Raw genomic sequence first — 18,966 nt, 5'->3', positions numbered from 1 at the left:
CGATACTTTCAGGTGACTGCACGGGGGCGCTCCCGTGGCCTGGCAATAAAAGGATATTTCCAATGAAGAAGTTGTTCGCTTTGGCTGCCCTTGCAGCCGTGACCATGGGGCCAGTGGTGTCGGCGCAGGCGGCCGATGTGACCTTCTCCGTGGGCAGCACCGACGAGTCGACCATGGTCTACCGCCTGGGCACCCAGTTCGATTTCAACCGGCGCTGGCTGGACAGCGACACCGGCCACCTCGGCGGCTACTGGGATGCCGGCTACACCTACTGGCAAGGCGATGAGTCGGCGAGCAACCACAGCCTGTCCTTCTCCCCGGTGCTGGTCTACGAGTTCGCCGGCGACAGCGTGCGGCCCTATATCGAGGCCGGTGTCGGCGTGGCCTTCTTCTCCAGCACCGAGCTGGAAGGCAGCAAGCTGGGCTCGTCCTTCCAGTTCGAGGACCGCCTCGGTGTGGGCCTGCGCTTCGCCGACCAGGAGATCGGCCTGCGCGCGTGGCACTACTCCAATGCCGGGCTCAAGGAGCCGAACAACGGCATCGAGGCCTATACCCTGCATTACCGCCTGAGCTTCTAAGGCGGCGTCAGAGCGTAAAAAACCGGGCAATGGCCCGGTTTTTTGTTTCCGCAGGATGATTCAGCGATAGATGCCAGCCATGCCACGGCGCTCGTCCAGGCATTCGGCCGAGCCCATCTCGAACTCGCGGCAGATCAGCGGGCGCTGTTCATAGATGGTGCAGCGCATGCTGTCGCGATCCAGCGCCGCGCACCAGCCGTCGTCGAGGCGGCGCATCACCTCGCCGCCCCAGGCGTCGGTGCCGATGAAGCGCTGCGGTACGCCGGTGTCGCTGATCAGCATGACCTCCAGCTGGCAGCAGCAGGCGGCGCAGTTGGAGCAGCTGACGGCCGGCTCGTCGGGCAGTTGGGTGTGGGCGATGGGCGGGAGATGGCTCATGGGCTGCAGTGTACGCCTGCCAGGCGTGCTGCGGGGCTCAGGCCGACCGGCGCGCGCGCTTCGTCTGCTCGTACTGGCTGCGGTAGAGCCGGGCGAAGCCGTGCAGTACGGGCATGACCAGCGCCCAGATCATGGCCAGCAGGGCCAGGGTCGGCCAGGTGCCATAGGGCAGTCCGACGCCGGCCAGCTGGGCGCCGGCGTAGTAGGACAGCGGTCCGCCGACCGCGCCGAGCAGGCTGCCCCGCCACCAGGGCTGCGCGGTCCAGGCCAGGCAATGGTTGAGGGTGGTGGCCAGCAGCAGCCAGAGCAGTGCCAGCCACAGCGGAATCAGGGTGCGTGGCTCGCCGAAGTCGAAGACCCCGAGGTTGAGCAGGAAACTGTCCAGGGCGCTGCCGGCGAGAAACACGCTGAGCAGCAGTTTGCCCTCGGCCGCCCAGCTGCTGATCCACAGCAGGTGCACCGCGAGCACGGCGCCGACCAGCAGCAACCAGGGGCCGCCGCCCAGTACACAGGCCAGCCAGCCGAGCTGGAACAGCAGCGCGTTAGCGATCAGTTTAGGCATCCAGACGTCCGAGTAGCGGTTGCGGTCGCGCCGCCGGCTTGGCCAGCAGCAGTTGTGCGGTGCCGATGGTGCGCTCGATGAAGCCGCCCTCGCAATAGCACAGGTAGAACTCCCACAGGCGATAGAAGTGCTCGTCGTAGCCGAGCTGTTCCAGCTTGTGCCGCGCCAGCCGCAGCTGGTCATGCCACAGGCGCAGGGTGCGCGCGTAGTGCAGGCCGAAGTCCTCCATGTGGTGCAGGTTCAGGTCGGTCTTGCTGCTGACGATCTCCAGCATCTTGTGCAGCGAGGGCAGGGCGCCGCCGGGGAAGATGTAGCGCTGGATGAAGTCGACGCTGCTCTTCGCCTGTTCGTAGCGCTGGTCGCGGATGGTGATGGCCTGCAGCAGCATCAGCCCGTCGTCCTTGAGCAGCTTGGCGCATTGCTGGAAGTAGGTCGGCAGGAAGCGGTGACCGACCGCCTCGATCATCTCGATCGAGACCAGCTTGTCGTAGCGGCCCTCGAGGTCGCGGTAGTCCTCCAGCAGCAGGGTGATGCGCTCGCCCAGACCCTGCTCGGCGATGCGCCGGGCGGTGTAGTCGTACTGTTCCTGGGACAGGGTGGTGGTGGTCACCCGGCAGCCGTAGTGGCTCGCCGCATGGATGGCCATGCTGCCCCAGCCGGTGCCGATCTCCAGCAGGTGATCCCCGGGGCGCAGCGCCAGCTTCTGGCAGATGCGCTCGAGCTTGTTCAGCTGGGCCTGCTCCAGGCTGTCGTCGGGCCGCTGGAACTGGGCGGCGGAGTACATCATGGTCGGATCGAGGAATTGCTCGAACAGTTCGTTACCGAGATCGTAGTGGGCGGCGATGTTCTTGCGCGCGCCGCGCCGGGTATTGCGGTTGAGCCAGTGCAGGCCCTGGATCAGCGGCCGGCCCAGACGCGCCAGGCCGCCCTCCATGGCATCCAGCACCTCGAGGTTGCTGACGAACACGCGGATCACCGCGGTCAGGTCCGGGGTGCACCAGTAACCGTGGATGTAGGCCTCGCCCGAGCCGATCGAGCCGTTGCCGGCGACCAAGCCCCAGACGGCGCCGTCGAGCACCTCGATCTGCGCGCTGAGGCTCGACTGCGGATCGCCGAACGCCAGGCGCTGCTCGCCTTCGATGATCAGCAGGTGGCCGTGGCGCAGCTGGCTCAGTTGGCGCAGCACGGCCCGGCGCAGCAGATCGGCGCCGAGGCCCTTGTCGGTGACCCGGGAGCGTTTGCCAGTGGTTGGGCTAGAACTTTTCATGGGAGAGGTCCTTCGCGGGCGCGCGGGCGGTGCGGAAGCGGTCGTCCGCGGCCCGGTGGGTGAACAGGGGAATGCGCTTGAGCAGCAGACGCAGGGCCTGCCAGTAGATGGCGACGAGGGTCTTGCCGGTCATCCAGGGAAAGCGCAGCAGGTAACGGTGCAGGCTGGCGCGGCTGAGGGGCTCGCGGTGCAGGCTGAGGCTGGCGTCGAACAGCTTGAGCTGGTCCTGCCAGTCGGCCATGTGGATGCCCAGACGCTGGTCGGGCGGGCTGAAACTCATGCGGTACTCCAGGTCCCGGGGCAGGAAGGGCGAGACGTGGAAGGCCTTGGCCACGGCGAAGTGCTGGTGGCCCGCCCCCTGTGCCGGCAGCACGTAGTGATAGCGCTCGTGCCAGGGGGTGTTGCTGACCTCGCAGAGAATGGCCGCCAGACGTCCGTCGGCTTCGAAGCAGTAGAAGAAGCTCGCCGGGTTGAAGGCCAGGCCCCAGCTGCGCGGCTGGGTCAGCAGGCGAATGGCGCCCTGGGGCGCCCGGCCCAGGGCCTCGCCGACCCGCTGGCGCACCGCGTCGATCAGGGCCAGGCCCTGGCCGGTCAGCTCGGGCAGGTAGTCGGTCTCGCGAAAACCGAAGGGCGCCCAGCGCCCGGCGCCGGCCAGGGGCGACAGCGCCAGCACCTGTTGCTGCTCGGCGAGGTCCAGGTACAGCAGGCCCATGCGGTAGCGGAAGCTGTGATGGCGCGGCGCAAAGCGCCGGTGCTGCACCCAGCCGCTGTACAGCGCACTGTTCATCAGAGCGCCTCACCGAAGGCGCGGGCCACGCGCAGGGCGCTGACCACCCCGTCCTCGTGGAAACCGTTGGCCCAGTAGGCGCCGCAGTAATAGCTGTGGCGCGCGCCGAGCAGCTCCTCCCAGCGTGCCTGCGCCGCCACGCCGCCCAGGCTGTATTGCGGATGGGCGTAGCGGTAGCGGCCGAGGATCTTGTCCGGGTCGATCGCCGCGCTCTGGTTGAGGCTGACGCAGAAGGTGGTATCGCTCCGGATGCCCTGCAGGATATTCATGTTGTAGGTCACCGCGGCCGGCTGCTCGTTCGGTCCGCCGAGGCGGTAGTTCCAGCTGGCCCAGGCCAGGCGCCGGCGCGGCAGCAGGCGGGTGTCGGTGTGCAGCACCACGTCGTTGTCGGCATAGGGCAGGGCGCCGAGGATGTCCCGCTCGGCCTGGCTCGGCTCGGCCAGCAGGGCCAAGGCCTGATCGCTGTGACAGGCGAACACCACCTTGTCGAAGCGCTCGCGACCGGCGGCGCTGTGCAGGGTCACGCCCCGTTCGTCGCGTTCGACGCGCTGCACCGGGCAGTTCAGGCGGATGCGCTCGGCGAAGGGGGCGCTCAGCGGCGCCACGTAGCTGCGCGAGCCGCCTTCGATCACCTGCCACTGCGGACGATCGTTGACCGACAGCAGGCCGTGGTTCTTGAAGAAGCGCACGAAGAACTGCAGTGGGAAGTTGAGCATCTCGGCCAGGGACATCGACCAGATCGCCGCGCCCATGGGCACGACGTAGTGCTCGATGAAGCGACTGCCGTAACCGCGCTGCTGCAGGTAGTGGCCGAGGGTGGTGTGTTCGTCGATGCGGTTGCCGTGGAGGTCGGCCAGGGCCTCGCGGTTGAAGCGCAGGATGTCGCGGAGCATGCCCCAGAAGGTCGGCGAGACCAGGTTGCGGCGCTGGGCGAACAGGCTGTTGAGGCTGTTGCCGTTGTACTCCAGAGCACTCTGCGGGTCGCGCACCGAAAAGCTCATTTCGGTGGGCCGGTAGGCGACGCCGAGCTGCTCGAGCAGGCGAATGAAGTTGGGGTAGGTCCAGTCGTTGAACACGATGAAGCCGGTGTCGATGGCGTGGTCGCGGCCATCGACCCGCACATCGACGGTATGGGTGTGGCCACCGAGCCAGTCGCCGGCCTCGAACAGGCTGATGGCGTGGCGACGGTTGAGCAGGTAGGCGCTGGTCAGCCCGGCGATGCCGCTGCCGATGATGGCGATCTTCATGGGCGATCCTTGATTGATGATTCGCTGCGTGCCATGCGCCGGCCGAGGGCCAGCTGCAGACGTTTGGGCAGGTGGGCGAGCAGCAGCAGGACGGCGATGAACGGTCGCGGGAAGGCGATCTCGAAGGGGTGCCGGTCCAGCCGACTGGCGATGTATTCGGCGGCCCGTCGCACCGGCCAGCGCATCGGCATGGGGAAGTCGTTCTTCTGGGTCAGCGGCGTGTCGACGAAGCCGGGGCTGACCAGGGTGACGTCGATGCCCTCGCCTGCCAGGTCGATGCGCAGCGCCTCCAGCAGGTAGCGCAGGCCGGCCTTGGAGGCGCCGTAGGCTGCGGCCCGGGGCAGCGGCAGGTAGGTCACCGAGCTGCCGACGCCGACCAGGTGCGGCTGCCGGCCCTTGCGCAGCAGGGGCAGGCCGGCCTCGATGCAGTAGCTGGCGGCGAACAGGTTGACCCGCGTGACCCGCTCGATCATCGCCGCCTCGAAGGCCTGCGCATCGACGTATTCACAGGTGCCGGCATTGAGCAGCAGGGTATCCAGGGCGCCCCATTTTTCGGCGATGCGCTCGCCGATGGCGCGTACCTGCTCGGCGTCGCCGAGGTCACCCGGCGCCAGCAGGACCTGCTGCGGGTAGCGCTGGGCCAGGGCCTGCAAGGGGCCCGCGCTACGGGCACTGAGGGCCAGGCGATGGCCGCTTTTCAGCAGCAGCTCGGCCAGGGCGGCGCCGATGCCACTGCTGGCGCCGGTGAGCCAGATGCGTCGTGAGGCGCTGTTCATGCCAACCTCCGCTTCAGCCAGCGGATCAGCCGGCCGATCAGGGGCGCGTGCTCGTAGAGCAGGGCGCCGGCGTCGAAGTAGTCGCGGTGGCGGTGCACCTTGCCGTTCCACAACAGGTGGGAGCAGCCCTCGACGCGGATCAGCTGCCCGTTCGCCAGGCGTGGGTGGCGATAGCTCATGGTCCAGCGCAGGTAGCCTTCGCCTTCGCGCACCTGATCGAAGCCGTAGAAGTCGAAGCGCAGGTCGCTGACATTGGCGTAGAGCTGGGCGAAGTAGCGGCGCAGGTTGCCGAGCCCGCGCACCTCGTGCAGCGGGTCGCAGAACAGCGCATCGTCGCTGTACAGCTCACCGAGGCGCTCGAGGCTGTCCTTGTCCAGGGCGGCGAAGTCCTTGGCGAAGCGGCGCAGGAAGTCGCTCATCAGCTGGCCTCCTCGAGCAGCGGCGGCAGGCTCCTGAAGGCCGCCAGCGCGCGCTCGCGACTGTGGCGCAGGTCGACCAGCGGCCGGGGGTAGTCCAGCTCGTCGAACAGGCCGCCGCGCGCCGCGCTGGGGTCGTGGATGCGCTTGTCGTCGAGCCCTTGCAGCTCGGGCAGCCAGTGGCGAATGAAACGCCCCTGGGGGTCGAAGCGTTGCGACTGGCTGACCGGATTGAAGATGCGGAAGTAGGGCGCCGCATCGGTGCCGGTGGAGGCGCTCCATTGCCAGCCGCCGTTGTTGGCCGCCAGGTCGCCGTCGATCAGCTGGCGCATGAAATAGCGTTCGCCGGCGCGCCAGTCGATCAGCAGGTTCTTGGTCAGGTACATCGCCACGACCATGCGCAGGCGGTTGTGCATCCAGCCGGTGGCACGCAGCTGGCGCATGGCGGCGTCGATCAGCGGAATGCCCGTGCGGCCCTCTTGCCAGGCCGCCAGCTCGTCCGGGGCGTCGCGCCAGGGCACGGCTTCGGTTTCCGGGCGGAAGGCACGGTGCCGCGAGACCCGCGGATAGCCGACCAGGATGTGCTTGTAGAACTCGCGCCAGAGCAGCTCGTTGATCCAGGTGATCACCCCGCTGTTGCCGCTCTCGAACTCGCCCTGGTTGGCCTGCAGCGCGGCATGCAGGCATTGGCGCGGCGACAGCACGCCGGCGGCGAGGTAGGCCGACAGCTGGCTGGTGCCGGGCTTGGCCGGGATGTCGCGAGCGTCGTGGTAGAAGCCGATCTGCTCGTCGGCGAAACGCGCGAGCCGCTCATGGGCGCTGGCCTCGCCGGCCGGCCAGAGCTGGCGCAGTGTCTCGCTCGGCGTGGCGAAGCCGTCCACGGCGCCTGGCAGTTCGTCGCCTGCGATCGCCAGGGGCGCCTGCGCCGTCGGCGTTGGCACCAGCGGCGGCAGGGCCGTGTGCAGGCGTTGGTAGCACTGCTTGCGGAACTGGCTGTAGACCTTGAAGTAGCTACCCGACTGGGTCAGTACGCTGCCCGGCTGGAACAGCAGCTGATCCAGGTGGCGCTGGAAGGCCACGCCCTGCTCGTCGAGGCGTCGTGCCACGGCCTGGTCGCGGTCCTGCTCGTTGACCCCGTACTCGTCGTTGACGCGCACGGCGTCGACCCGCAGTTCCCGGCACAGCGCGGCGATCACGTCGGGGGCGGCGTCCCAGGTGTCGGCTTGGCGGATCAGCAGGGGCACGTTGAGCCGGGCCAGGGCGGCGGACAGCTCGACCAGGTTGCGCAGCCAGAAGTCGACCTTGCACGGTGCGTCGTCGTGCTGGCGCCACTGCCCGGGGCTGAGCAGGTAGAGCGCCACGGTCGGGCCGGCGGCCATGGCGGCGGCCAGTGCGCTGTTGTCCTGTACGCGCAGATCGCTGCGCAGCCATATCAGTTGCAACATGGGTCCACCTATCGGCTGTCCTGCAGGTTGAGGTCGTTCAGCGCTTGCAGCGCCGCCAGCGGGTCTTCCGCCAGGACCAGGTCGTCGCGCCCGGCCAGCAGCTGGTCGAGCGCCTGGCGATGGATGCGCACCGCCGGCCCGGCCAGCACGATGGGGCACTCGCCGCCACCGAGCAGGCGCGGCCATGGGTTGCCGTTGAGCGCCTGGCTGGCATAGAGCAGCAGGGCGCGGGGGCGGATGCGTTCGAGCGCCAGGCCCAGCTCGGCGGGCGGAACCGGCCAATCGAACACTTCCACCGTGTGCTCGGCGCTGCTGGCCAGCCAGGCGGTGAGCCACAGGCCGGGCTCCATCGGCCGCTCCGACAGGTTGATCAGCAGCACCGGCGCCCCGCCATGCAGGCGGTTGTTGTGGTACAGCCGGGCGCCAAGCTTGCTGCGCAGCCAGGAGAGGAAGAACACCCGCTCCAGCTCGGCGCCGAACTGCCCGCGCCAGCGCAATTCCAGGGACTCCAGCAGCGGCAGCAGCAGTTGCTGGCACAGGGTCTGCGGCGGATAGAGCGCCATCTCGCGGTTGAAACAGTCGTCGAGTTGCCGCTCGGCCAGGTCGCCGATGGCCGTCAGCAGGTGACTGCGCTTCTGGTCCCACTGCGACAGGCTTTCCTCCGGCTCGCTGCGCTCCGACTGCAGCAGGCCCTTGACCTGGCTGACCGATACGCCGCGCTCCAGCCAGGTGAGGATCGCCTGGACCCGCGCGACGTGTTCCTCGGTATAGAGGCGGTGGCCCTTGGCCGTGCGGTGCGGCACGATCAGACCGTAGCGACGCTCCCAGGCGCGCAGGGTCACGGCGTTGACGCCCGTGCGCCGCGCGACCTCGCGGATCGGCAGCAGGCCTTCAGCCTGGGCGTCGAGCTCGCTGTCGCCGTGTTGCGTCGTGGAAAGCTCCTCGCCATTCATAGTGCGTTACGCAGGCTGAGGTTTTCCGGATGGGGCTGCAGGTAGACCTGTTGCGCCACGTAGTCGTCCGGGTGGCGGCGAAAGTGGTGCTTGAGCAGGGTCAGGGGCACCACCAGCGGCACGATGCCGGCGCGGTACTGACCGATCAGCTGGTGCATCTCCTGGCGCTCGTCCTGGCTCAGGCCCTGCTTCAGGTAGCCGCACAGGTGCTGCAGCACGTTGCTGTGGGTGCCGCGGGTGGCGCATTGCTTCAGCGCGGTCATCAGCTCGGTGAAGTAGTGCGGCGCCAGTTGCGCCAGGTCGTGGCGGGCAAGGTCGCCGAGCAGCCGGCCGAGGGCCCTGTACTGCAGCGGGGCGGTGGCCATCAGCAGGTACTTGTAACGCGAGTGAAAGGCGATCAGCGACTTGCGCGTCAGGCCCTCGTGCAGCAGGCGTTGCCATTCGGCGTAGGCGAAGACCCGGGTGAGGAAGTTCTCGCGCAGCACCGGGTCGTTGAGGCGGCCGTCCTCCTCGACCGGCAGGTTCGGATGCCGGGCGATCAGGGCCTTGGCGAAGATGCCTTGGCCAGCGGGTTCGCTGGGGCGGCCATCGGCCTGGTAGACCTTGACCCGTTCCATACCGCAGGACGGCGACTTCTGCATCAGGATGTAGCCGCAGATGCCGTCCAGCTCCTCGGCCATGCGCTCGCCGTAGGCGGCCAGGCGCTCGGTCACGTCCAGTTCCGGGCTGACCGTACCGACGGCGCGCGGCGCCTGCGGATCGCCGACCAGGCGGATCGGCTCGCGCGGGGTGCCGAGGCCGATCGCCACTTCCGGGCACAGCGGCACGAACTCGAAGTGTTCGCCGAGGACCTGGCTGCACAGGCGCGATTCCTTGTGACCGCCGTTGTAGCGCACTTCGGCGCCCAGCAGGCAGGCGCTGATGCCGATCCTGGGTTTGTCGTGGGCGTCTTGGGCAAGGGACATGGCGCGACCTCCGCTGAATACTTGTACAGATAGATTTATCTGTACAATTTTTATCCATCATAGGAGCGGAGTTGTCCGTGTACAAGTTATTTGTACAGGTTTTGTATAGATAGTGATTGGGAGATGGCTGGCCCTAGTGCCAACCCATGCGCCAGCGCTTGGCATCCTCCAGGTCGCGCCAGGGCAGGCGCTGGTTGCGCAGGCTGAGCACGGCCTGCAGTTCGATTTCGACGACCTGGTCGTCGTCATCGCGCAGCAGTTCGGTGACCAGGAAGTGTTTTTCGCGGTTCTGTGGCTGCACCGCTGTCCACTTCGACAGCAGCAGCTTGTTCGGATTCAGGCGGTGACGCGGCGGCGCGGCACTCATCGCCACGCCCCTGTCGCGCCGCTCATTGCAGGTGGCCGAGCAGCTTGCGTGCCGCCTCCTGGCCGCTCAGCCAGGCCCCTTCGACACGGCCGGACAGGCACCAGTCGCCGCAGGCATAGAGGCCCAGGTCGGCGTCGGCCAGCGCGCCCCACTGGTGGGCATTGCCCGGGCGGGCGTAGAGCCAGCGATGGGCCAGGCTGAAGGAGGGCGCCGGCACGGTGCAACCGATCATCTCGGCGAAAGCGCCGAGCAGGTGCTCGACCACGTCTTCCTTGGCCAGGTCCAGGTGCTGCTTGCTCCAGCTGCTGCTGGCATGCAGGACCCAGGTGTCCAGGGTGGTTTCGCGGCCGGGCTTGCTGCGGTTGCGGGCCAGCCAGTCGAGCGGACTGTCGTGCACGAAGCAGCCTTCCACCTCGGTTTGCAGCGGGCTCTCGAAGGCCAGGGCGGCGGCCCAGGTCGGCTCCATAGGCACGCTGGCGGCGGCGGCGGCAAGCTTCGGCGCGCTGGCCAGCAGTGCACTGGCCTGGGGCGCCGGGGTGGCGATCAGCACATGGCTGAAGGGGCCGTGGTTGCCACCCTCGGCGTCCTGCAGGTGCCAGTGCTGTTCGCCGCGAAACACCTCGGTGATGCGGCAGGAGAAGTGCACCGGCAGGGCGCCGAGCAGGGCGCGGGTGATGGCGCTCATGCGCGGGATGCCGACCCAGCGCAGTTGCTCGTCCGGCGAGGCGCTGAGCTGGCCGTCGCGAAAGTGATAGAGGCTCGGTTGCCACTCGGCCACCCAGCCACGGGCCTGCCATTGCTGCACCGCGTCGACGAAGCGGCGGTCGCGCGCGGTGAAGTACTGCGCGCCGAGGTCGAGGGCGCCTGCGTCGCTGCGCTTGCTGGCCATGCGGCCGCCGCTGCCGCGACTCTTCTCGAACAGCTGCAGCTCGTGTCCGGCGGCGTGCAGGGCCTGGGCGGCTGACAATCCGGCAATTCCGGTGCCGATGATGGCGATGGGGGCGATTGCTGTCATGGTCTACCTCATGTGCTAAAGCGTCAGATTACGCTTTAGACAAAAGCTGTACAATATTATAGTTATGTATAAAGTTCTGCGGGTCCTGCGCTGTCTCTCTATATTTAGGACAACCTGTCTCGGGATAAAAGGCACGTACCTGCCTTATAAAACAGACTAGGGCGATAACCCGCTGTTACGCCATGCGAGGAAGATGCCATGCACATATTGCTGACCGGCGGTACTGGATTGATCGGGCGCGGCCTGTGCCGGCACTGGCTCGCCCAGGGGCACCAGTTGACCGTGTGGAGCCGCAGTCCGGAGCGGGTATCGACCCTGTGCGGCGCCCAGGTGCGAGGCATCGGCCGGCTCGAGGAGCTGGGCGAGGAGCCGCTGGATGCGGTGGTCAACCTGGCCGGCGCGCCGATCGCCGACCGGCCCTGGACGCGCAAGCGCAAGACCCTGCTGTGGGCCAGCCGGATCAGCCTCACCGAGCAGCTGCTAGCCTGGCTGGGGCAGCGCGGGCAGAAGCCGCAGGTCTTGATTTCCGGCTCGGCGGTGGGCTGGTACGGCGATGGCGGCGAGCGCGAGCTGCACGAGGACAACCCGCAGGTCACCGACGACTTTGCCGCCCAGCTGTGCGGCGCCTGGGAGGAAACCGCCCAGCGCGCCGAGGCGCAGGGCATGCGCGTGGTGCTGGTGCGCACCGGCCTGGTGCTGGCCCGGGACGGCGGTTTTCTCAAGCGCCTGTTGCTGCCGTTCAAGCTGGGCCTCGGCGGCCCCTTGGGCGACGGTCGTCAGTGGATGCCGTGGATCCACCTGGAGGACGAAATCGGCCTGATCGATTTTCTCCTGCACCAGCAGCAGGCCGCGGGTCCCTATAATGCCTGCGCCCCGGAGCCGGTGCGCAACGCCGACTTTGCCCTGGCGCTGGGCCGGGCCCTGCACCGTCCCGCGATCCTGCCGGCGCCGGCCTTCGTGCTGCGCGCCACCCTGGGCGAGCTGTCCGGCCTGCTGCTCGGCGGCCAGCGGGCGCTGCCGGTGCGCCTGAGCGAGGCGGGCTATCAATTTCGCTTCACCGATCTGGACGCGGCCCTCGAGGATCTTCTGGCCGATTCCCACTGAATAGGACTGTTTATGACCGATCACGCCCTGCTGCTGGTCAACCTGGGCTCCCCGGCCTCGACCGACGTGGCCGATGTGCGGCGCTACCTCAATCAATTTCTCATGGACCCCTACGTCATCGACCTGCCCTGGCCGGTGCGCCGGCTGCTGGTGTCGCTGATCCTGATCAAGCGCCCGGCGCAGTCGGCCGAGGCCTATGCGTCGATCTGGTGGGACGAGGGCTCGCCCCTGGTGGTGCTCAGCCGCCGCCTGCAGGCGGCGATGGTCGCGCACTGGCCGCACGGCCCGGTCGAGCTGGCGATGCGCTACGGCGAGCCGTCGATCGAGACGGTGCTGACTCGCCTGGCCGCCCAGGGCACCCGCCAGGTCACCCTGGCGCCGCTCTATCCGCAGTTCGCCGACAGCACGGTGACCACGGTGATCGAGGAGGCCAAACGGGTGGTGCGTGAGAAGGGCCTGAAGCTGGACTTCGCCATCCTGCCGCCGTTCTACGATCAGCCGGAGTACCTCGATGCCCTGGTGGACAGCGCCAAGCCCCATCTGGAGCAGGGCTTCGACCATTTGCTGTTGAGTTTCCACGGCCTGCCCGAGCGCCACCTGCACAAGCTCGACCCCAGCGGCCACTGCCTGAAGGGCGCCGACTGCTGCCGCACGGCGCCGCCGCAGGTGCTCGCCACTTGCTACCGGGCCCAGTGCCTGCGCAGCGCCGAAGCCTTCGCCACGCGTCTGGGCCTCGGACCCGAGCAGTGGTCGGTGTCCTTCCAGTCGCGCCTGGGCCGGGCCAAGTGGATCGAACCCTATACCGAGACCCGCCTGGACGAGCTGGGGCGGCAGGGGGTGAAGAAACTGTTGGTGATGTGTCCGGCCTTCGTCGCCGACTGCATCGAGACCCTGGAGGAGATCGGTGACCGCGGCCGCGAGCAGTTCCAGGCGGCCGGTGGCGAGAGCCTGCAGCTGGTGCCCTGCCTCAACGACCACCCCAGCTGGGTGGCCGCCCTCAAGCGCCTGTGCGAGCGCGCGCCGCTGATGCTCTGACGCCCGACCGGCAGAAAAAAGCCCCGCTCAAGCGGGGCTTTTTCGTGGGAGGCTGTCAGCCTTGCTCTTCGCTCAGCGCCTTGCTGCGCCAGCCCTTGCCGCCGGGCAGCAACAGGTTGAGCAGGATGGCGATGATGCCGCACAGGGAGATGCCCTTGAGGCTGACATCGCCGGCGCCGATGACCATGCCGCCGATGCCGAACACCAGGGTAACCGCCACGATCACCAGGTTGCGCGCCTCGGACAGGTCGACCTGGTGGCGGATCAGGGTGTTCAGGCCGACCACCGCGATGGAGCCGAACAGCAGGCAGAGGATGCCGCCCATCACCGGTACCGGAATGCTCTGCAGCGCCGCTCCGAACTTGCCGATGAAGGCCAGGGCCATGGCGATCAGCGCGGCCCAGATCATCACCTTCGGGTTGAAGTTCTTGGTCAGCATCACCGCCCCGGTGACTTCCGAGTAGGTGGTGTTGGGCGGGCCGCCGAGCAGGCCGGCGGCCGAGGTGGCCAGGCCGTCGCCGAGCAGGGTGCGGTGCAGGCCGGGCTTCTTCAGGTAGTTCTTGCCGGTCACGGTGCCGATCGCCAGCACGTCGCCGATGTGCTCGATGGCCGGGGCGATGGCCACCGGCAGGATGAACAGGATCGCCCCCCAGTGCAGCTCGGGGGCGACGAAGTTGGGCATGGCCAGCCAGGGCGCGGCGGCCACGCCGCTGAACTCGACCACGCCGAACAGCACGGCCAGCACGTAGCCCACCGCGACGCCGCAGAGGATCGGGATCAGGCGGAAGATGCCGCGGCCGATCACCGCGACGATCAGGGTGGTGATCAGCGCCGGCAGGGAGATCATCAGGGCCGTGTCATAGGGCACCAGCTGCACGCTGGCATCGCCGGCCTTGCCCATGGCCATGTTGGCGGCGACCGGCGCCAGCCCCAGGCCGATGGCCATGATCACCGGGCCGATCACCACCGGCGGCAGCAGGCGGTCGATGAAGCCGGTGCCCTTCAGGCGCACCGCACCGGCCAGGAGCATGTACATGCCGCCGGCGGCGACCAGTCCGCCGAGGGTCGCCGGCAGGCCGAAGTCGTTCTTCGCGGCGAGGATCGGCGCGATGAAGGCGAAGCTGGAGGCCAGGAACACCGGCACCTGGTTCTTGGTCACCAGCTGGAAGATCAGGGTGCCGAGGCCTGCGGTGAACAGCGCCACGTTGGGGTCCATGCCGGTGATCAGCGGCATCAGCACCAAGGCGCCGAAGGCCACGAAGAGCATCTGCGAGCCGGCCAGGGCCTGGCGCCAGGTGGGGTCCTGCATGTGGTCCTGCATGCTCAGGCGTCCTTCTGCTTGGTGCCGAAGATCTTGTCGCCGGCATCGCCCAGGCCGGGAATGATGTAGCCGTGCTCGTTGAGGCGCTCGTCGATCGAGGCGGTGTAGATCTTCACGTCCGGGTGGGCATCATTGACCACCTTGATGCCTTCGGGCGCGGCGACCAGCACCATGGCGCGGATCTCCTTGCAGCCGGCCTTCTTCAGCAGGTCGATGGTGGCGACCATGGAGCCGCCGGTGGCGAGCATCGGGTCGATGATCATGGCCAGGCGCTCGTTGATCTCCGGCACCAGTTTCTCCAGGTAGGTATGGGCCTGCAGGGTTTGCTCGTTGCGCGCCACGCCCACGGCGCTGACCTTGGCCCCGGGGATCAGGCTGAGCACGCCGTCGAGCATGCCGATGCCGGCGCGCAGGATCGGCACCACGGTGATCTTCTTGCCGGAGATCTTCTCCACCTGCACCGGGCCGGCCCAGCCGGGAATCTCGTAGCTTTCCAGGGGCAGGTCCTTGGTCGCCTCGTAGGTCAGCAGGGCACCGACTTCCTGGGCCAGTTCGCGGAAGTTCTTCGTGCTGATGTCGGCGCGGCGCATCAGGCCGAGCTTGTGGCGGATCAGCGGGTGGCGGATCTCGAGGATGGGCATGGGCGGATCTCCGGCGGGACGGGCGAAAAATGGCGTTAGAGTAATGCATTGCGTCGGCCAAGTGGTGCGCGGTTTGCCGAGTCTTGCCGGAGGTTTGCGTTTAATATCGCCCCGTTCGCCGAGAAAACCGCCTGGTTGGGACGTTTGTCCGCCGGGGCTTGCCCCCTGGCGGCCGGATGCGTACCTTTGCCGACTTTTATTTTGACGCACCGATCAGGTTCTCTGCCTGGCGCAGTGCCGCTTACCGAAGAGGAATCATCATGCCCGCCGATCTCGCGCACATACGCCAAGTCATGGCAGAAGCCGACTGCCTGTACACCGAGGCCCAAGTGGAGGCCGCCATCGACCAGGTCGCCGCGGCGATCAACGGCGAGCTGGCCGAGCGCAACCCCGTGGTGTTCTGCGTGATGAACGGCGGCCTGATCTTCTCCGGCAAGCTGCTGCCCAAGCTGGACTTCCCCCTGGAGCTGTCCTACCTGCACGCCACCCGCTACCGCAACGAGACCAGCGGCGGCGAACTGTTCTGGAAGGCCAAGCCGGAGATCTCCTTTATCGACCGCGATGTGCTGATCATCGACGACATCCTCGACGAAGGGCACACCCTCGGCGCGATCATCGACTTCTGCCGTCATGCCGGCGCGGCGGCGGTGCACACCGCGGTGCTGATCGACAAGGATCACGACCGCAAGGCGCGTCCGGACCTCAAGGCCGATTACGTCGGCCTGCCGTGCATCGACCGCTACATCTTCGGCTATGGCATGGACTACAAGGGCTACTGGCGCAATGCCGCCGGTATCTTCGCGGTCAAGGGCCTCTGAGCCATGAGCGCGCCACGCCTGCTCGATCGACGACTGTTCGGCGAACTGGCCGCGCAGGCCGCAGCCAACCCGCGCCAGCGTCAGCACCACAACTTCCACCAGATGGAGGAGCCGTGCCACCGCATGGCCGTGGGCCTGCAGCCGGACACCTACATCCCGCCGCACCGTCACCTCTCGGCGGACAAGGCCGAGACTCTGCTGGTGCTCAAGGGGCGCCTGGGCCTGCTGATCTTCGACGACCAGGGTGAGCTGCGCGACAGGCAGCTGCTGGAGGCCGGCGGCGACTGCGTCGGCGTCGACCTGCCGCCCGGGGTGTTCCACGCTCTGGTGGTGCTGCAGGCCGACAGCATCCTGTTCGAGTGCAAGGCCGGTCCCTACCGGCCGGTCGGCGAGGGCGAGCGCGCGCCCTGGGCGCCGAGCGAGGGCGAGGCCGGCGCGGCCGAGTACCTGGTCTGGATGCGCGAGCAGTTCGCCTGAGCGCGACTGTGCCGAATTCGTCAGTTCCCTGGGCTAAACAGCTCAAGCCGCTCCCGGTTCGAGGCGCCACGCTAACCGTTGGTTAGCAGAGGAGCCGCACCGTGATTCGATTGACCCTGGAACAAGCGCGCGAACTGGCGCAGGACATCCTGCGCAGCAATGGCTTCAGCGAGCCCCACGTGCAGGCGGTGACGGCCACGGTGCTGGCCGGTGAGCGTGACGGTTGCGCTTCCCACGGCCTGTACCGGCTGCTCGGCTGCGTCAGCTCGCTCAAGGCCGGCAAGGTGGCCGCCGATGCCGAGCCCGAGGTGATCGACCAGGCCCCCTCGATCGTCCGCGTCGATGCCCGGGGCGGCTTTTCCCAGCTGGCCTTTCAGGCCGGTCTGCCCGTCCTGCTGGCCAAGGCCCGGGACTCGGGAATCGCCGCCCTGGCGATAAACCGCTGCGTGCACTTCTCCGCCCTGTGGGTGGAGATCGAAGCCCTGACCGATGCCGGGCTGGTGGCCCTGGCCTGCACCCCCAGCCATGCCTGGGTGGCGCCGGCGGGCGGCACCCAGCCGGTATTCGGCACCAACCCGATCGCCTTCGGCTGGCCGCGGTCGGGCCGCCACCCCTTTATCTTCGACTTCGCCACCAGCGCCATCGCCCGCGGCGACATCGAGCTGCACCGCCGTGCCGGCCAGCCGATTCCCCTGGGCTGGGGCATCGATGCCCAGGGTCAGCCCAGCACCGATGCCGCCGCCGTGCTGAACGGCGCCATGCTGACCTTCGGCGGGCACAAGGGCTCGGCCCTGGCGGCCATGGTCGAGCTGATCGCCGGCCCGCTGATCGGCGACCTGACCAGCGCCGAATCCCTGGCGTTCGACGCCGGCAGCCGGTCATCGCCCTATCACGGCGAGCTGATCATCGCCCTGGACCCACGGCGCTTTCTCGGCGAGGACGCCGACCGCCACCTGGGGCGCGCCGAGACCCTGTTCGCCAGCATCCAGGGCCAGGGCGCGCGCCTGCCTTCGCAGCGCCGCTACGAGGCCCGGGGGCGCAGCGCCGGGCAGGGCGTGCAGATTCCCCAGGCCCTGTACGACGACCTCAGGGCGCTGATCGTCGCCGGATGATGGGCTGACTGGATAAAAAAGCCCCGGCAATGCCGGGGCGAAAGGGAAACGCCGAACTGTCCGCCAAAGGCGTTCAGTCCAGGCGCTCCCGCGTGGTCTCGCCGTTCACCAGGCGGGCGATGCCCAGGGGGTTGGCATTCTGCAGTGCGGCCGGCAGCAGTGCGTCCGGGCAGTTCTGGTAGCAGACCGGACGCAGGAAGCGCTCGATCGCCGCGCTGCCGACCGAGGTGCCGCGGGCGTCCGAGGTGGCCGGGTAGGGGCCGCCGTGGACCATGGCGTCGCACACCTCGACGCCGGTCGGATAGCCGTTGAACAGCAGGCGCCCGGCCTTCTGCTCGAGCAGCGCCAGCAGGGGCGCACAGTCGTCCAGGTCCGCCGGTTCGGCGATCAGCGTGGCAGTGAGCTGGCCGTGCAGGCCGCGCAGCGCCCGCTCCAACTCGGCCTGGTCGGCCACCTCGACCAGCACGGTGGCCGGCCCGAACACCTCTTCCTGCAGCAGTTCGTCGCCCTCCAGCAGCAGGCGGGCGTCGGCCTGGAACAGCTGCGGCCGGGCCTGCCGGCCCGCCTGTGCACTGCCGGCCAGGTGGCGGATGCCCGGGTGAGCGTGCAGCCGCGCCAGGCCGGTGTGGTAACTGGCCAAGGTGCCGGCGTTGAGCATGGTCTGGGCCGGCTGCGCGGCCATCCTGGCGGCGAAGTCCTGCACGAACGCGCTGAACTCGGTCGAACGCAGGCCGATCACCAGGCCCGGACTGGTGCAGAACTGGCCGCCGCCGAGCAGCACCGAGCCGGTCAGCTCGCCGGCGATTTGCGCGCCGCGGCTCTTCAGCGCCGCCGGCAGCAGCACCACCGGGTTGATCGAACTCATCTCGGCGAACACCGGGATCGGCTGCGGGCGCGCCGCGGCCAGGTCGCACAGCCCCCGGCCGCCCTTGAGCGAGCCGGTGAAGCCGACCGCCTGGATCGCCGGGTGCCTGACCAGGTCGGCGCCGACCCCGGCGCCGTAGATCATGTTGAATACCCCGGCCGGCATGGCGGTTTTTTCCGCCGCACGCAGGATCGCATCGGCCACGCACCCGGCGGTGGCCATGTGGCCGCTGTGGGCCTTGAACACCACCGGGCAGCCGGCGGCCAGGGCCGCGGCCGTGTCGCCGCCGGCGGTGGAGAAGGCCAGGGGAAAATTGCTGGCGCCGAACACCGCCACCGGCCCCAGGCCGATGCGGTACTGACGCAGGTCCGGGCGCGGCAGCGGCTGGCGCTCGGGCAGCGCACGGTCGATGCGCGCGCCATGGAAATCGCCACGGCGCAACACCTGGGCGAACAGGCGCATCTGGTTGCTGGTGCGGCCGCGCTCGCCCTGGATACGCGCGGTGGGCAGGGCGGTCTCGCGGCACACCAGCTCGACGAAGTCCTCGCCCAGGGCGTCGATCTCGTCGGCGATGGCCTCGAGGAATTCGGCGCGGCGGCTGGCCGCCAGGTTACGGAAAAGCGGGTAAGCGCTCTCGCCGCCGCCCGGGGGCGGCAGCCACCTCGTCCGCGGTGGCCTGGTGGAAGCTGTAGGGCAGCGCCTCGCCGGTCGTGGCGTCGAGGCTCTGCAGGATGACCTCACCGGCAGCGCTGCGGCCGCCGGCGATGAAGTTGTGGCCGATGGTAGCGGGCATTGTTAGCTCCTGTTGAGGGCCTAGGAACACGTAAGGAAAGGCCT

Annotated in this window: 20 protein-coding genes and 1 pseudogene; 6 read left to right on the top strand and 15 right to left on the bottom strand. The window is 68.4% G+C overall.

Annotation, left to right across the window (positions count from 1 at the left end):
* Nucleotides 1-62 precede the first annotated feature (62 nt).
* Nucleotides 63-578 (top strand): acyloxyacyl hydrolase, encoded by a 516-nt coding sequence (locus KDW96_RS07545; protein WP_255839823.1) that lies wholly within the window; start codon nucleotides 63-65, stop codon nucleotides 576-578.
* A gap of 60 nt (nucleotides 579-638) precedes the next feature.
* Here KDW96_RS07545 and KDW96_RS07540 read toward each other — a convergent pair whose 3' ends face one another.
* From KDW96_RS07540 to KDW96_RS07485, 12 genes are all read right to left on the bottom strand, one after another.
* Entirely contained in the window at nucleotides 639-956 is a 318-nt protein-coding gene (locus KDW96_RS07540; RefSeq protein WP_255839822.1) for a YkgJ family cysteine cluster protein, read from the bottom strand.
* Nucleotides 957-993: 37 nt separating this feature from the next.
* Entirely contained in the window at nucleotides 994-1,518 is a 525-nt protein-coding gene (locus tag KDW96_RS07535) for a DUF2878 domain-containing protein (protein ID WP_255839821.1), read from the bottom strand.
* Nucleotides 1,511-2,785 carry an SAM-dependent methyltransferase gene (locus tag KDW96_RS07530; RefSeq protein WP_255839820.1) on the bottom strand — a complete coding sequence of 425 codons (1,275 nt, stop codon included), beginning with the start codon at nucleotides 2,783-2,785 and terminating at the stop codon, nucleotides 1,511-1,513. The genes KDW96_RS07535 and KDW96_RS07530 overlap by 8 nt, the downstream gene beginning before the upstream one ends.
* Nucleotides 2,772-3,572: a DUF1365 domain-containing protein gene (locus KDW96_RS07525; RefSeq protein WP_255839819.1), complete on the bottom strand. Its 801-nt coding sequence runs from the start codon at nucleotides 3,570-3,572 to the stop codon at nucleotides 2,772-2,774. Before KDW96_RS07525 ends, KDW96_RS07530 begins: the two co-directional genes overlap by 14 nt.
* On the bottom strand, nucleotides 3,572-4,819 hold the full coding sequence (locus KDW96_RS07520) for an NAD(P)/FAD-dependent oxidoreductase (RefSeq protein ID WP_255839818.1): 1,248 nt from the start codon (nucleotides 4,817-4,819) through the stop codon (nucleotides 3,572-3,574). The genes KDW96_RS07525 and KDW96_RS07520 overlap by 1 nt, the downstream gene beginning before the upstream one ends.
* Complete coding sequence (locus tag KDW96_RS07515) at nucleotides 4,816-5,595, bottom strand: SDR family NAD(P)-dependent oxidoreductase (RefSeq protein ID WP_255839817.1); 780 nt, start codon at nucleotides 5,593-5,595, stop codon at nucleotides 4,816-4,818. The genes KDW96_RS07520 and KDW96_RS07515 overlap by 4 nt, the downstream gene beginning before the upstream one ends.
* Nucleotides 5,592-6,014 (bottom strand): nuclear transport factor 2 family protein, encoded by a 423-nt coding sequence (locus KDW96_RS07510; RefSeq protein WP_255839816.1) that lies wholly within the window; start codon nucleotides 6,012-6,014, stop codon nucleotides 5,592-5,594. Before KDW96_RS07510 ends, KDW96_RS07515 begins: the two co-directional genes overlap by 4 nt.
* Nucleotides 6,014-7,456, bottom strand: coding sequence for a deoxyribodipyrimidine photo-lyase (gene phrB / locus KDW96_RS07505; protein ID WP_255839815.1), 1,443 nt, complete (start codon nucleotides 7,454-7,456; stop codon nucleotides 6,014-6,016). The genes KDW96_RS07510 and phrB overlap by 1 nt, the downstream gene beginning before the upstream one ends.
* A gap of 8 nt (nucleotides 7,457-7,464) precedes the next feature.
* On the bottom strand, nucleotides 7,465-8,409 hold the full coding sequence (locus KDW96_RS07500) for a MerR family transcriptional regulator (RefSeq protein ID WP_255839814.1): 945 nt from the start codon (nucleotides 8,407-8,409) through the stop codon (nucleotides 7,465-7,467).
* Nucleotides 8,406-9,374 carry a YbgA family protein gene (locus KDW96_RS07495; protein WP_255839813.1) on the bottom strand — a complete coding sequence of 323 codons (969 nt, stop codon included), beginning with the start codon at nucleotides 9,372-9,374 and terminating at the stop codon, nucleotides 8,406-8,408. Before KDW96_RS07495 ends, KDW96_RS07500 begins: the two co-directional genes overlap by 4 nt.
* A gap of 133 nt (nucleotides 9,375-9,507) precedes the next feature.
* Nucleotides 9,508-9,741, bottom strand: a complete 234-nt coding sequence (locus KDW96_RS07490; RefSeq protein WP_255839812.1) for a TIGR02450 family Trp-rich protein — start codon at nucleotides 9,739-9,741, stop codon at nucleotides 9,508-9,510.
* Between the two features lie 22 nt (nucleotides 9,742-9,763).
* Nucleotides 9,764-10,756, bottom strand: a complete 993-nt coding sequence (locus tag KDW96_RS07485; protein WP_255839811.1) for an NAD(P)/FAD-dependent oxidoreductase — start codon at nucleotides 10,754-10,756, stop codon at nucleotides 9,764-9,766.
* 198 nt (nucleotides 10,757-10,954) lie between these two features.
* On the opposite strand from KDW96_RS07485, the gene KDW96_RS07480 reads away from it, so the two are divergent.
* Both KDW96_RS07480 and hemH read left to right on the top strand, forming a co-directional pair.
* Nucleotides 10,955-11,860, top strand: a complete 906-nt coding sequence (locus tag KDW96_RS07480) for a TIGR01777 family oxidoreductase (protein WP_255839810.1) — start codon at nucleotides 10,955-10,957, stop codon at nucleotides 11,858-11,860.
* A gap of 12 nt (nucleotides 11,861-11,872) precedes the next feature.
* Entirely contained in the window at nucleotides 11,873-12,895 is a 1,023-nt protein-coding gene (hemH, locus tag KDW96_RS07475; RefSeq protein WP_255839809.1) for a ferrochelatase, read from the top strand.
* Between the two features lie 55 nt (nucleotides 12,896-12,950).
* Here the strand turns inward: hemH and KDW96_RS07470 are convergent, their stop codons facing one another.
* Together KDW96_RS07470 and upp are read right to left on the bottom strand one after the other, a co-directional pair.
* Nucleotides 12,951-14,216 carry a uracil-xanthine permease family protein gene (locus KDW96_RS07470; protein ID WP_255839808.1) on the bottom strand — a complete coding sequence of 422 codons (1,266 nt, stop codon included), beginning with the start codon at nucleotides 14,214-14,216 and terminating at the stop codon, nucleotides 12,951-12,953.
* A 2-nt stretch (nucleotides 14,217-14,218) separates the two neighbouring features.
* Nucleotides 14,219-14,857, bottom strand: coding sequence for a uracil phosphoribosyltransferase (gene upp, locus KDW96_RS07465; protein ID WP_255839807.1), 639 nt, complete (start codon nucleotides 14,855-14,857; stop codon nucleotides 14,219-14,221).
* Between the two features lie 260 nt (nucleotides 14,858-15,117).
* On the opposite strand from upp, the gene KDW96_RS07460 reads away from it, so the two are divergent.
* The 3 genes from KDW96_RS07460 to KDW96_RS07450 all read left to right on the top strand — a co-directional run bounded on the left by KDW96_RS07460 (nucleotide 15,118) and on the right by KDW96_RS07450 (nucleotide 17,264).
* Nucleotides 15,118-15,675 carry a hypoxanthine-guanine phosphoribosyltransferase gene (locus KDW96_RS07460; RefSeq protein ID WP_255839806.1) on the top strand — a complete coding sequence of 186 codons (558 nt, stop codon included), beginning with the start codon at nucleotides 15,118-15,120 and terminating at the stop codon, nucleotides 15,673-15,675.
* 3 nt (nucleotides 15,676-15,678) lie between these two features.
* The gene (locus tag KDW96_RS07455) at nucleotides 15,679-16,152 is read left to right on the top strand and encodes a WbuC family cupin fold metalloprotein (protein ID WP_255839805.1); all 474 of its coding nucleotides are present in this window, start codon (nucleotides 15,679-15,681) and stop codon (nucleotides 16,150-16,152) included.
* 101 nt (nucleotides 16,153-16,253) lie between these two features.
* The gene (locus tag KDW96_RS07450) at nucleotides 16,254-17,264 is read left to right on the top strand and encodes an Ldh family oxidoreductase (RefSeq protein WP_255839804.1); all 1,011 of its coding nucleotides are present in this window, start codon (nucleotides 16,254-16,256) and stop codon (nucleotides 17,262-17,264) included.
* 73 nt (nucleotides 17,265-17,337) lie between these two features.
* Here KDW96_RS07450 and KDW96_RS07445 read toward each other — a convergent pair.
* Nucleotides 17,338-18,922 (bottom strand): annotated as a pseudogene (locus tag KDW96_RS07445) (aldehyde dehydrogenase (NADP(+))).
* Between the last annotated feature and the right edge of the window lie 44 nt (nucleotides 18,923-18,966).

It is taken from the genome of Pseudomonas benzenivorans (assembly GCF_024397895.1).
Classification (GTDB): Bacteria; Pseudomonadota; Gammaproteobacteria; order Pseudomonadales; family Pseudomonadaceae; genus Aquipseudomonas; species Aquipseudomonas benzenivorans_A.
The sequence above is the reverse complement of the archived record's forward strand: the minus strand, read 5'-3'. Positions and strand labels throughout refer to the sequence as shown.